A 12,768-nucleotide genomic window follows, 5' to 3' on the forward strand; every position below is an offset into this window, starting at 1 on the left:
CCACGCGCGCGTGAGGGCGGCTCCGGGAGCATCCGGGGCCGCCCTTGTCGTACCCGTCGGGGATACTGGAAGGCGCTGCAACGCATCAGGGAAAGGCCACACACGTGACTGAGATCGAGATCGGGCGCGGCAAGCGCGGCCGCCGGGCGTACGCCTTCGACGACATCGCCGTCGTCCCCAGCCGTCGTACGCGCGACCCGAAGGAGGTCTCGATCGCCTGGCAGATCGACGCCTACCGCTTCGAGCTGCCCTTCCTGGCCGCCCCCATGGACTCGGTCGTCTCCCCGGCCACCGCGATCCGCATCGGCGAGCTCGGCGGCCTCGGCGTGCTGAACCTCGAAGGCCTCTGGACGCGGCACGAGGACCCGCAGCCGCTGCTCGACGAGATCGTCGGCCTCGACTCCGAGACGGCCACCCGCCGCCTCCAGGAGATCTACTCCGCCCCCATCAAGGAGGAGCTGATCGGCGCGCGCATCAAGGAGGTGCGCGACTCCGGCGTGGTCACCGCCGCGGCGCTCTCCCCGCAGCGCACGGCGCAGTTCTCCAAGGCCGTCGTGGACGCGGGCGTGGACATCTTCGTCATCCGGGGTACGACGGTCTCGGCGGAGCACGTCTCCGGTTCGCACGAGCCGTTGAACCTGAAGCAGTTCATCTACGAGCTCGACGTCCCGGTGATCGTCGGCGGCTGCGCCACCTACACCGCGGCTCTGCACCTGATGCGCACCGGCGCGGCGGGCGTCCTGGTCGGCTTCGGCGGCGGCGCGGCCCACACCACCCGGAACGTGCTCGGCATCCAGGTGCCCATGGCGACCGCCGTGGCCGATGTCGCCGCGGCCCGCCGCGACTACATGGACGAGTCCGGCGGCCGGTACGTGCACGTGATCGCGGACGGCGGTGTCGGCTGGTCCGGCGACCTCCCCAAGGCGATCGCCTGCGGCGCGGACGCCGTGATGATGGGCTCCCCGCTGGCCCGTGCCACCGACGGTCCCGGTCGCGGCCACCACTGGGGCATGGAGGCGGTCAACGAGGAGCTGCCGCGCGGCAAGAAGGTCGACCTCGGCACGGTCGGCACCATCGAGGAGGTCCTCACCGGTCCGTCGCACATCCCGGACGGCTCGATGAACTTCTTCGGCGCGCTGAAGCGGGCGATGGCGACCACCGGGTACAGCGAGCTGAAGGAGTTCCAGCGCGTCGAGGTGACGGTGGCGGACTCGCAGCACAAGCGGTAGCGGCAGGGCTTACGGCGGCTTGAGGGCCGGTCGTCCCGGGTGGGGTGGCCGGCCTTTTGCGTGCCCGAAACGGCTGGTGGGGGCGCGTTTGGTGGGGCGGGGGCGTGCGGTTGCGTTCGGGGCGAATGTGGGCCGAACGGGCGTAGTGGGGCGGTAGTGTCCTTGATCGGCAGCCCGTTCTCTGGGCCGCCCCTTCCGAGGAACGTGTTCCGGACCCTATGACCCGGGGGCCCGGCCCGAGTTCCGATGGGCCGTCCACCGGGCATCTGGGCGGCGTCATGGAAGGGGCGCGCCTATGGGCCGTCACCGCAAGCCCACTCGCTGGGATCGGATCCGTCTGTGGATGGTGAAGTACCGGAGGAGGTGGATCTTGCGGATTTTCGGATGGTGAGCGGCCGCCCCCACGAGAACTAGGGGCGGACACTCCGTGAACCATCCAGGAGCCTGCCGCAGTGCCACCTGCGGTGGGCTCCACCTTTGTTGGTGTGATGGTGAATGGCCTTCCCTATAAGGGCTAGGGGCGGACACTCCCAATCCATCCACGAGCCTGCCGCAGCAGCCGCTGCGGCCGACCCCACCTGTCTCCGTAAGGTACCCGCGCGGCGCCCCGCTTGCCACCAGCCTCGGAGCCCGCCGCACCCACGCGCCCCCCGTCACCACCGATGCGCCGCCCCTTCGGCGGGCACCGGCAGCGTCAGAGTGCCGTCTTCCTGGCGGTGCTGAAGGCGACGTACGCGGCGATCGCGAAGAACACGAACGTCAGCGGGTCGGCGCCCGCCTTCCAGCCCTCCTGGAGGACGTCGAAATGCTGGAAGAAGAGTTCGCTGAAGCTCAGCGGAGTGTCCTTGGCGACGATCATGGCCTCGCCCACCAGCTGGCCGATGTAGACGGAGCCCAGTGACAGGACCGCGCTCGCGACCGGCAGCACGGGGTTGCGGCCACCGAGGCGCCCCGCGGCGAGGCCGACCAGGAAGCCGACGCCGACCGCCGCCCAGCCGATCTCGTGCTTGGTCAGGCCGATGATCGCGCCGTAGACACCCGCGGCGACCACGGCGGCGACGAAGGCGGCCACCAGACCGAGGCCGAGGTTGTTGCGCACCGGAGCGGGGGCGGGGACTGCCCCGTACGGGATCCCCGGTGCCTGAGGCGGAGGTACGGCGCCCGGCTGCGGGGCGTACGGAGCGCCGTCGGCCGACTGCGGGGCGGCGTCGACGGGCTGGGGCTGCGGCTGGGGCTGCTGCTCGGCGGGCTCCTGGGCAGCAGGTGGCTGGACAGGCGGAACTGACTGGGTCATGACAGAAATCCCCCCACGGGACAGAACGAGCGGAATGGTGAAGCAGAGATGTGTGCGCACAACTGTGCGACGAGTGAGGGGAGGTTAACAGGTGGGTCCGACAGAGCCACCTGCGTTTTGGCGTCAGAGGCGGTGCGCCGCCCCCGTCGGCGTGGCCCCGCGCGTGTCCAGCAGGAGCTGGGCCTTCACCGACAGGCCCTGGAGGTCGTACGTGCGGTGCTGCTGGAGCAGGATCGTCAGGTCGGCGTCGGCCGCCGCCTCGTAGAGGGAGTCCGCGCGGGGGACCGGGCGGTCCAGGACGCTCCAGGACGGCACGTGGGGGTCGTGGTAGCTGACGGAGGCGCCGAGCTCCATCAGGCGTACGGCGACCTCCTGGGCCGGGGTGGCCTGCTGGTCGGCGAGGTCGGGCTTGTAGGTGACGCCGAGCAGGAGGATCCGGGCCGCGCGGGCCGACTTGCCGTGCTCGTTGAGGAGGGCCGCGGCGCGCTGGACGACGTAACGCGGCATCTGGTCGTTGACCTGCCGGGCGAGTTCGACCATGCGCAGGGAGCGGCCGGCCCTGCTGAGGTCGCGGGGGATCGCGTGGCCGCCGACGCCGGGCCCCGGGCGGAACGCCTGGAAGCCGAACGGCTTGGTCTCGGCGCAGCGGATGACGTCCCAGAGGTCGACGCCGAGGTCGTGGCAGAGGACGGCCATCTCGTTGACGAGGGCGATGTTGACGTGGCGGTAGTTGGTCTCCAGGAGCTGGACCGTCTCCGCCTCGCGCGGGCCACGCGCGCGTACCACCTTGTCGGTGAGACGCGAGTAGAAGGCGGCCGCCGACTCGGTGCACGCCGGGGTGAGGCCGCCGATCACCTTGGGGGTGTTGGCGGGCGTGAAGTCGCGGTTGCCGGGGTCCACGCGGGTGGGCGAGTAGGCGAGGTGGAAGTCGCGGCCCGCGCGCAGGCGTGAGCCCTCTTCGAGGATCGGGCGCAGCAGGTCCTCCGTGGTGCCGGGGGGCACCGGGGACTCCAGGATCACCGTGGTGTGCGGGCGCAGGTGCGTGGCCAGGGTGCGGGCGGCCGTCTCGACCTGGCTCAGGTCCAGGCCGCCGTCCGGGCCCGCCGGAGTGGGCGCGCAGATGACCGCCGTACGGACGCGGCCGAGTTCGGCGGGGCCCGCGGCCGTCCGGAAGCCCCCCGAGAGCATCCGGCGCAGTTCGGCGGGGCTGAGGGAGCCGGGTTCGGGGCCCGTGCGGTAGCCGACCGTGGCGATGCCGGCGGCGACGGCGGCCTGGGCCAGGGGCAGTCCGTAGGGGCCGAGGCCGATCACGGCGAGATCTGCGGGCATGGCGGGGGCCGTCCTTCCCAGTAACCGAAGCGGGACAGGTGCGCAAGCCCGGTGGACTGGATGAGCGAGCGCAATGTCAGACTAGGAGTAAATATGACCGAAATACGGGATTGGTTCCGTGTGTCTTCCCGGTCGGCGGTGAGTGCAGGTGGCCTTCGGGGTACGCGCCAGTGAAAGTTGTCCACAGGCTGGGGGCGACTGGTGGCTGAAGTCGGGCGGGCCGGTCAGACTCGACAGGGGTGGGACACGTGTGAGACCGGCGTGACCGACAGCGGGAGGCAGTGGTGAGGACAGCGACACTGGGACCGGCGCAGCGCGCCGAGTCACTCGCATCGATGGCCGAGCGCGAACTGGACGTGCTGGTGGTGGGTGGCGGAGTGGTCGGAGCGGGCACCGCGCTCGACGCGGTGACCCGGGGCCTGTCCGTGGGCCTGGTCGAGGCGCGCGACTGGGCGTCCGGCACCTCCAGCCGCTCCAGCAAGCTGATCCACGGCGGCCTGCGCTATCTGGAGATGCTCGACTTCGCCCTCGTGCGCGAGGCGCTGAAGGAGCGCGGACTGCTCCTGGAGCGGCTCGCCCCGCACCTGGTGAAGCCGGTGCCCTTCCTGTACCCGTTGCAGCACAAGGGCTGGGAGCGGTGGTACGCCGGGTCCGGCGTCGCGCTCTACGACGCGATGTCGATGGCCCGCGGGCATGGTCGCGGGCTGCCCGCGCACCGGCACCTGAGCCACCGTCACGCCCTGCGCGTGGCGCCCGCGTTGCGGAAGGACGCGCTGGTCGGGGCACTTCAGTACTACGACGCCCAGATGGACGACGCCCGCTTCGTGGCCACCCTCGTGCGCACCGCGACCGCCTACGGCGCCAGGACCGCCAACCGCGCGCGGGTGACCTCGTTCCTGCGCGAGGGCGAGCGGGTGGTCGGGGCCCGGGTGCAGGACGTCGAGGCGGGCGGGGAGTACGAGATCCGCGCCAAGCAGGTCGTCAACGCCACCGGGGTGTGGACCGACGACACCCAGGCGATGGTCGGCGAGCGCGGACAGTTCCACGTCCGCGCCTCCAAGGGCATCCACCTCGTCGTGCCCAAGGACCGCATCCACTCCACGACCGGGCTGATCCTGCGCACCGAGAAGTCCGTGCTGTTCGTCATCCCCTGGGGCCGGCACTGGATCATCGGCACCACCGACACCGACTGGGACCTCGACAAGGCCCACCCGGCGGCCTCCAGCGCGGACATCGACTACCTGCTGGAGCATGTGAACTCCGTGCTCGCGGTGCCCCTGACCCGGGACGACGTCCAGGGCGTCTACGCGGGTCTGCGTCCGCTGCTCGCCGGGGAGTCGGACGCCACCAGCAAGCTCTCGCGCGAGCACACCGTGGCCCACCCGGTGCCGGGGCTCGTCGTCGTGGCGGGCGGCAAGTACACGACCTACCGGGTGATGGCCAAGGACGCCGTCGACGAGGCCGTGCACGGGCTGGACGCGCGGGTCGCCGAGTGCGTCACCGAGGACGTGCCGCTGCTGGGCGCGGAGGGGTACCGGGCGCTGTGGAACGCGCGGGCGCGGATCGCGGCCCGGACCGGACTCCACGTGGTCCGCGTGGAGCATCTGCTGAATCGGTACGGCTCGCTCGCGGAGGAAGTTCTCGAACTCATCGTCGCGGACGCCTCGCTGGGCGAACCGATGCACGCGGCCGACGACTACCTGCGTGCCGAGATCGTGTACGCCGCCTCCCACGAGGGCGCGCGGCACCTGGACGACGTGCTGACCCGGCGCACCCGCATCTCCATCGAGACCTTCGACCGGGGCGTGCGCTCCGCACGGGAGGCCGCCGAGCTGATGGCGCCGGTGCTGGGCTGGGACAAGGACCAGATCGAGCGCGAGGTCGAGCACTACGAGAAGCGGGTGGAGGCCGAGCGGGAGTCGCAGCGGCAGCCCGACGACCTGACCGCGGATGCGGCGCGGTTGGGGGCGCCGGACATCGTGCCGTTGTAGTCCGCCATATCCGACAGAGGTCGGCTCATATCACTCGAACGAGTGTCGTGAGCCGGGATCTTCGTTCGGAACCCGGTCGTTCTACGAGGTGCGGGGGCAGAACTCGGCGGCGAGCAAGGCCGATTCGAGGTCGGGGTCTGCCACCGACGTCGTGTTCACGCGGAAGGTGAGGACGCGGCGGCCGCCGACCGTGGCTGCGGTGCGCACGTAGCTGCCGGTGATGCGGCCGTTGTGCCCCCACACCGTCGTGCCGCACGGCAGCTTCACCGGGAACAGCCCCATGCCGTACAGGCCGTGTGCGGCGCGGGTGTCGGTCATCTCGTGCAGCCAGTACGGGGACAGCAGCCGGCCGCCGAGCAGCGCCGCGTAGAAGCGGTCCAGGTCGGCGAGCGTGGTCACCAGCTCGCCCGCGGCCCCGGCCACCCGCGGGTCGAGCGAGGTGACGTCAGTGCCGTCGGTGGCGTAGGCGCGGCCGTGCGGGAAGGGCAGAGAGGTGCGTGAGCCAGGGAAGGAGGTGCCCGTCAGACGCAGCGGAGCGAGGATGCGCCGCTCGGCCTCGGCGGCGTAGGAGCGGCCGGTGACCTGCTCGATCACCAGGCCGAGGACGACGTAGTTCGTGTTGGAGTAGGAGTAGTGGCCCGGTCCGGGCGAGGGGTGGGTGAGGGCGAGGCGGACGGCCTGACGAGGGGTGAGCGGGACCAGGCCCCCGGTGTCCGAGGCGAAGTCGTACAGGCCGCTGGTGTGGGTGAGCAGGTGGCGCAGGGTCAGGGTGCGGCCGTCGTTGCCCCGCGCACCACGCAGCAGCCCCGGCAGGTGCTGCTCGACGGTGTCGGACAGCTTCAGCCGGTGTTCGGCGGCGAGTTGGAGGACGAGCACCGCGAGGAAGGTCTTGGTGATGCTGCCGGCGCGGAAGTGGTCGGCGCGGGCGATGCCGGTACCGGCGGAAGCGTAGCGGGTACGGGTGCCCTCCTCGGCGAGCAGGGCCGCGGACGGGGCGCGGTCCTGGGCGACCAGCAGCGGGAGCACGGTCTCCGCGGACGGGCCCAACGGTGCCGACAGAGCGGTCGGCGCGAGGAGGAACAGCACCAGGCACACGACGGTGGCCGTCGTCGCCCGCAGCCGTGCCATCGGTGATCCTCCCTTGTCGCGGCCCATCATGCAGGCCGCCGGGGGAGGACTCGCGGAGGGGAAAGGGGGGACTTGGGAAGAGCGGGGCGGTGACGTGCCTCGGTGGTGGCGCCGGCCACCTGAACAGAGCGCGTGCGCCCGGCATATGCGCCGAGGTGGGAACCGGTGTCGGCGGGACGCCGGTCGACGGGGGACCGGCCCGCGCGGCGCAGCCACCCCCACGGCATCGGGCACTTGTCGGGTGAGGGACAATGGAGGCTCTGTCAGGGCGGGTTCATGAGGGGACGCATGTCGGACGCGGAGCGGGCGGGAACATCCCGGCAGAACGAGAGCGAGCGTCTCCTCGCCGGGCGGTACCGGCTGGGGGGAGTGCTCGGCCGCGGAGGCATGGGCACGGTGTGGCGTGCCGAGGACGAGACCCTGGGCAGGACGGTGGCCGTCAAGGAACTGCGGTTCCCGGCCAGCATCGACGAGGACGAGAAGCGCCGGCTGATCACCCGCACCCTGCGGGAGGCCAAGGCGATCGCGCGGATCCGCAACACCAGCGCGGTGACCGTGTACGACGTGGTCGACGAGGACGACCGGCCCTGGATCGTGATGGAGCTCGTCGAGGGCAAGTCGCTCGCCGAGGTCATCCGGGAGGACGGCCTGCTGGAGCCGAAGCGCGCGGCGGAGGTGGGCCTCGCGATCCTCGACGTGCTCAGGTCCGCGCACCGCGAGGGCATCCTGCACCGTGACGTGAAGCCGTCCAACGTGCTGATCTCCGAGGACGGCCGGGTCGTGCTCACTGACTTCGGCATCGCCCAGGTCGAGGGCGACCCGTCCATCACCTCCACCGGCATGCTCGTCGGCGCCCCCTCCTACATCTCCCCGGAGCGGGCCCGCGGGCACAAGCCGGGCCCCGCGGCCGACCTGTGGTCGCTCGGCGGGCTGCTGTACGCGGCGGTCGAGGGCGCCCCGCCGTACGACAAGGGCTCCGCGATCGCGACGCTCACGGCGGTGATGACCGAGCCATTGGAGGAGCCGAAGAACGCGGGCCCCCTCAAGGACGTCATCTACGGCCTGCTCAGCAAGGACCCCGCCCAGCGCCTCGACGACAGCCGTGCCCGGGCCATGCTCACCGCGGTGATCCACGCGCCCGAGCCGAAGGAGGCCGAGCCGGAGCCGCCGTCGGACGCGACCCGGGTCGTGCCGCTGCCCGCCCAGCCGGAGGAGCGCGCGGGCGGGGAGCGGCTGCGCGGGGCGCTGCGTTCCATGCGGAAGGCCGCCGGGGCGGCGGCCACGTCCGCGGCCGCGTCGCGGACCAAGTCCGGTGGCGGTACGGCGGGTTCGGGCACGGCGGGCTCCGGTGCCGCCGGTTCGGGCTCGGCGGGGTCTCGGGCGGCGGGGACCGGCGCTTCGGGGTCGGCTGGGTCCGCTTCGGGTGGGCCGGCTTCAGGTGCATCGGCTTCGGGTGCGGCGGCTTCCGGGGTGTCCGCTTCGGGTGCGTCCCCTTCGCTCGGAGGGAAGGTGCCCGCTCAGGCTTCCGAGCCTGCCGCGTCGGCTCCTGCGGCCTCTGCGGCGTCCGCGCCGGTCAGGCCCTCTCCGTCGGCCAAGCCCTCCACACCGGCCAAGGACGCTCCGGCCTCCGCTGCCGCTGCCGCGTCCTCGGCGTCCACGGCCGGTGGCGCTGCCGGGGTGCGGGACGGGCAGACGCAGCAGGCCAACGCGGTGTCGGACGGGCGTAGTTCGGGGTGGCCCGTGATGACGCCACCGGACGGCCTGGCTCCGAGGCCGGTGCCCAGGGCGCCGCTGACCGATGTGGTGCCGCGGCGCACGCTGGTAATCATCGCGGTGGTCGTGCTGCTCGCGATCCTCGGCATCGTGCTGGCCCTCACGCTCGGCGGCGGGGACGAAGGCACCGACGGAGCCAAGGGCGGCGGGACGAAGGCGACGGCGAGCGCGGGCGGGAGCGCCGACACCAAGGAGGACAAGAGCGGGGGCACCAGGACCGACGGTGCCACCACCGGGTCCCCTTCGTCGGACACCGGTGCGGGCGCCGCGAACACGCCCAGCACCGAGGAGAGCGGCCGGAGTTCGGCCGGGTCCTCGGGTTCCGGCGACTCCTCCGGGGACAGCGCGGTCGCCAAGACGTACAAGGGGAGCCAGGGCTACTCGATAGGTCTGCCGGAGGGGTGGAGCTTCCAGACCTCCGGCTCCGCGGGTGACCGCTTCACCGGGCCCGACGGGCAGAAGCTGCTCGTCGCCTGGACCAGCACGCCGAAGGGCGACCCGGTGGCGGACTGGGAGAACCAGGAGCGGAGCATGGTCCGCGCGCAGTACACGAAGATCCGTATAGCGAAGGTGAGCTACCGGGGCTGGAACACGGCCGACTGGGAGTTCACCTACGTGGAGAACGGGACGAAGTACCGGACCATCGACCGCGGATTCGTCGTCAACGGCCATCTCGGATATGCGCTGATGTACACGGCGAAAGCCGCGAACTGGGGCACTGAGCTGCGCGAGGACACATGGCAGACGCTCGCTCGTACCTTCGAACCGAAGTCGTGAGGCGCTGTCCGCCGAGTGGTGCCGTGTTTGGGCCCTGAGATCTGGAATCCCCTCTTGGCGGGTTGCCTCCGGCACGTATCGTGAGTGTTTGCGAACCGTCCGCATCCAGGTCCGGGCACGGAACGGGCCGTAAGGCGAACGGAATTGACCAACCGGGCGGCCGGGGGAGGCAACGTGGAGGACTATGCGGGTCGGGTGCTCGCCGACCGCTACCGCCTGCCGCTGCCCCCTTCCGACGAGTACGAACTCACCGAGACACGCGCCTTCGACACCTACAGCGGGCAGGAAGTCCTGGTCAGGCAGGTTCCGTTGCCCGAGGTCGTCGAGGCGGAGGTGCTCGACGCGGAGGGGCTCCCGGACGGGTTCACGGCCCGGGATCCCCGTGGATCGCGGCGGAGCCCGGGGCGGGGCGTCACGCGCCGGCCCACGGAGCCCGCGGTGCGCAGGGCCGTCGAGGCGGCGCAGGCCGCCGCGCGGATACCCGACCATCCGCGGCTCGACCAGGTCTTCGACGTGTTCGCCGAGGGCGGTTCGCTGTGGATCGTCAGCGAGTCGGTGGCCGCGCGGCCGCTGGCGGCGCTGCTCGCCGAGAAGCCGCTGACGCCGTACCGGGCGGCCGAGGTCGCCTCCGACGTGCTGATGGCGCTGCGGGTGCTGCACGCGCACGGCTGGGTGCACCGCAACATCACCGCCCGCACGGTACTGGTCTGCGACGACGGCCGTGTGATGCTGACCGGCCTCGCGGTGGGCGCGGCCGAGGAGGCGCTGTGCGGCTATGACCCGGTGCCGGTCGAGGCGGGTGAATGGGGCTCCGGGGACGGGGAGTTCGGGGCCGGGACGCAGGACACCGGGCCGCAGGACGCCGGGATCGGTGGGCACGGGGGGCACGGGGGGCCCGGGGGATCTGATGGGCACCGGGTTCCCGCGCAGGCCGTCGGCGAGGGATCGGTCGGCGGGCCCACGGCGCTCGGCGGAGCGGGCGGATCCGGCGCGGCCTTCGGAATCGGCGCTGTCACGCAGGGAGTCGGGCCGGGCCCGGTCGGCGCGAGCGGGTTCGGCGGGAACGACCCCGACCCCGAGGCGGCTCGGCGGGCGGCGATCGAGGCGCGGGAGTCGCGAGGGCTCCCGAGCGCCGGGGTGGAGTCGGTCGACGACGCCGGTTCCGCCGGTGCGTTGGTCCGGCGGGAGCCCGACGGCGGCACGGACATCAGGGCGGCGCGGGCGGGTGCGATCGCCGCGTACCGAGCGGGGGCACGGGCGGCGGCCCGGGTCCAGGAGGCACAGAACAGCCGAGCGGCCCTCCCGGGAGCCCGCCCGGCACCGGACACCGACTTCTCGGCGACGCGGGGCAACCCACAGGAACTGCGGGGCAACCCTCAGGAACTGACGTATCCGGCTGCCGGTGGACCGGGACAGGCGTATCCGGCGGTGGGGAGTCCTGGCCAGGCGTATCCGGCGGTGGACGGTCCGGGGCCGGCGTATCCGGTGGTGGACGGTCCGGGGCAGTCGCCGTACCCCTCCGGGAACGGCATGGGGCAGCCCGCGCACGACGCCGGGAGCGGTGTCGAGCACGTGCCCGGGAGTGTGCCCCCGGGGCAGATAGCCGATCCCTACGGAGTGCGGCCTGCCTCCTGGCACGGGGCCGTGCCGCGCGGTGGGGTCGGCGGGACGGTGCGGGGCGGCGCGCCGGGCGCGGTCGAGGGACAGGCGCCCGGTCTCGGTCCCGTGCCGACGGGCGGGCCCGTGCCCGGAGGTGTCGTGGACCCCGGTGGGCTGCGGGCCGGAAGCGGTGTGGGCGCCGGAGGACCGCGGGCCGGAAGCGGTCCGGACGCCGGAGGGCCCGGGACTGCGGGAGGCATGGACGTAGGCAGTGACATAGGTGGGCCCGGCGCCGCGGGTGGCATCGGTGCCGCTCCCGCGCGGTGGGACGACCTCGCCCACGCGGCTCCCGCCGCCCGCCGTGGTCCCGCCACCGCGCTCGCCGCGGAGCGGGCCCGGCAGGCGCGGATGGCTGTGGTGGGGCCCGTCACCGAGCGGTGGGCGCCCGAGCAGGCCGGGCCCGTGCACGAGAACTGGCAGCTCGCCGCGCCGATCGGACCCGCGACCGACCTGTGGGCCCTCGGGGCACTGCTGTTCCGGGCCGTACAGGGACACGCGCCCTACCCCGAGGAGTCGACGGCCGAGCTGGTGCAGCTGGTGTGCGCCGAGCCGCCCGCCTTCGCGGAGGAGTGCGGGCCGCTGCGACCGGTCGTGGAGTCGCTGCTGCGACAGGACCCCACCGAGCGCCTGGACTTCGAGGAACTGCGCGGCTGGCTGCGGTCCCTGGTGCGCTCCGCGCCCGAGCCGGAGGCCGGCGTCCATGTCGTGGCCGCGCCGCCCGTGGACAAGAGCCGGTTGCCGATCGTGCGCCGCCGGGGCGAGTTGGTGCGCAGGCGGCGGGCCGGCCTGCCCGCGACCAGTGCGCACGGTCGGCACAAGCGGGGCCGGGAGGAGGCCGGAGCCTCGCCGCGCCGCCTGGGCCGCAATCTGCTGCTGCTCATCCTGCTGGTGATGGCAGCGGCGATCGCGTACGCCATGTACTTCATGCCCAAGGCGGATTCCGACGACCAGGGTGCGGACAGGACGGGTTCCACGAGTCAGGCCGGGCCCGCCCAGCCGTCGGGCGCCAGCAGCGAGCCGCGGCCCGAGCAGACCACGCCCGCGCCGAGCGCTCCGGAGCCGTCGCGGTCCAGCGGAGCCGCCGAGACCCAGACCGCCGGGCCCGAGGTCGCCGACGGCTTCACCGTGCGCACGGACCCGGAGGGCTTCAAGGTCGCCGTGGCCAACGGCTGGAACCGCACCCCGAGGAACGGCCGCGGTCAGGTGGTCTACTCCCAGGGCAACTTCGAGCTCGTCGTCGTACCCGGGCGGGACACCGCGGCGGCCAACGGCGACGATCCGATGGTCTATCAGCGCGAGAAGGAGCCCGAGCTCCAGCCCTACCGCGACTCCAGCTGGGCCACCGCGACCGGGCTGAAGTCGATCCAGGTGGGCACCAGGAGCATGGCCGAGGGGCAGTTCACCTGGACCGGCGACGACGGGCGCGAGATGTACGTGCGCAATCTCGCGATGCTGGTCGGCGGGAAGTACCACGTGGTGCAGGTGCGCGGCCCGGAGGCGGAGCGGGACGAGGTGACCCGGCTGTACGAGCAGGCGTCGGCCACCTACCAGGTGACCGGCTGACGACGCCGTACCCGCGCGACAGGGC

The 12,768-nt window shown here is 72.7% G+C and carries 7 protein-coding genes; 4 read left to right on the forward strand and 3 right to left on the reverse strand.

The genetic code is table 11. From position 1 onward, the window contains the following. Positions 1 to 104: 104 nt before the first annotated feature. Positions 105 to 1,229 carry a GuaB3 family IMP dehydrogenase-related protein gene (locus AQJ54_RS01685; protein WP_020135750.1) on the forward strand — a complete coding sequence of 375 codons (1,125 nt, stop codon included), beginning with the start codon at positions 105 to 107 and terminating at the stop codon, positions 1,227 to 1,229. Positions 1,230 to 1,923: 694 nt separating this feature from the next. Here the strand turns inward: AQJ54_RS01685 and AQJ54_RS01690 are convergent. Together AQJ54_RS01690 and AQJ54_RS01695 are read right to left on the reverse strand one after the other, a co-directional pair. Beyond that, complete coding sequence (locus AQJ54_RS01690; protein WP_062233112.1) at positions 1,924 to 2,523, reverse strand: hypothetical protein; 600 nt, start codon at positions 2,521 to 2,523, stop codon at positions 1,924 to 1,926. A gap of 123 nt (positions 2,524 to 2,646) precedes the next feature. Then, positions 2,647 to 3,852: a nucleotide sugar dehydrogenase gene (locus AQJ54_RS01695; RefSeq protein ID WP_030317203.1), complete on the reverse strand. Its 1,206-nt coding sequence runs from the start codon at positions 3,850 to 3,852 to the stop codon at positions 2,647 to 2,649. A 284-nt stretch (positions 3,853 to 4,136) separates the two neighbouring features. Between AQJ54_RS01695 and AQJ54_RS01700 the strand changes: the two genes are divergently transcribed. After that, positions 4,137 to 5,843, forward strand: coding sequence for a glycerol-3-phosphate dehydrogenase/oxidase (locus tag AQJ54_RS01700; RefSeq protein WP_079069681.1), 1,707 nt, complete (start codon positions 4,137 to 4,139; stop codon positions 5,841 to 5,843). 81 nt (positions 5,844 to 5,924) lie between these two features. Here the strand turns inward: AQJ54_RS01700 and AQJ54_RS01705 are convergent, their stop codons facing one another. Further along, positions 5,925 to 6,971: a serine hydrolase domain-containing protein gene (locus tag AQJ54_RS01705; RefSeq protein ID WP_062233115.1), complete on the reverse strand. Its 1,047-nt coding sequence runs from the start codon at positions 6,969 to 6,971 to the stop codon at positions 5,925 to 5,927. 288 nt (positions 6,972 to 7,259) lie between these two features. Between AQJ54_RS01705 and AQJ54_RS01710 the strand changes: the two genes are divergently transcribed. Both AQJ54_RS01710 and AQJ54_RS01715 read left to right on the forward strand, forming a co-directional pair. Continuing rightward, on the forward strand, positions 7,260 to 9,521 hold the full coding sequence (locus tag AQJ54_RS01710) for a serine/threonine-protein kinase (RefSeq protein WP_062233118.1): 2,262 nt from the start codon (positions 7,260 to 7,262) through the stop codon (positions 9,519 to 9,521). Positions 9,522 to 9,695: 174 nt separating this feature from the next. Beyond that, the gene (locus AQJ54_RS01715) at positions 9,696 to 12,743 is read left to right on the forward strand and encodes a protein kinase (protein ID WP_062234811.1); all 3,048 of its coding nucleotides are present in this window, start codon (positions 9,696 to 9,698) and stop codon (positions 12,741 to 12,743) included. The last annotated feature ends 25 nt before the right edge of the window (positions 12,744 to 12,768 follow it).

Origin of the sequence: Streptomyces griseorubiginosus (genome assembly GCF_001514195.1) — a bacterium.
Lineage (GTDB): Bacteria > Actinomycetota > Actinomycetes > Streptomycetales > Streptomycetaceae > Streptomyces > Streptomyces griseorubiginosus.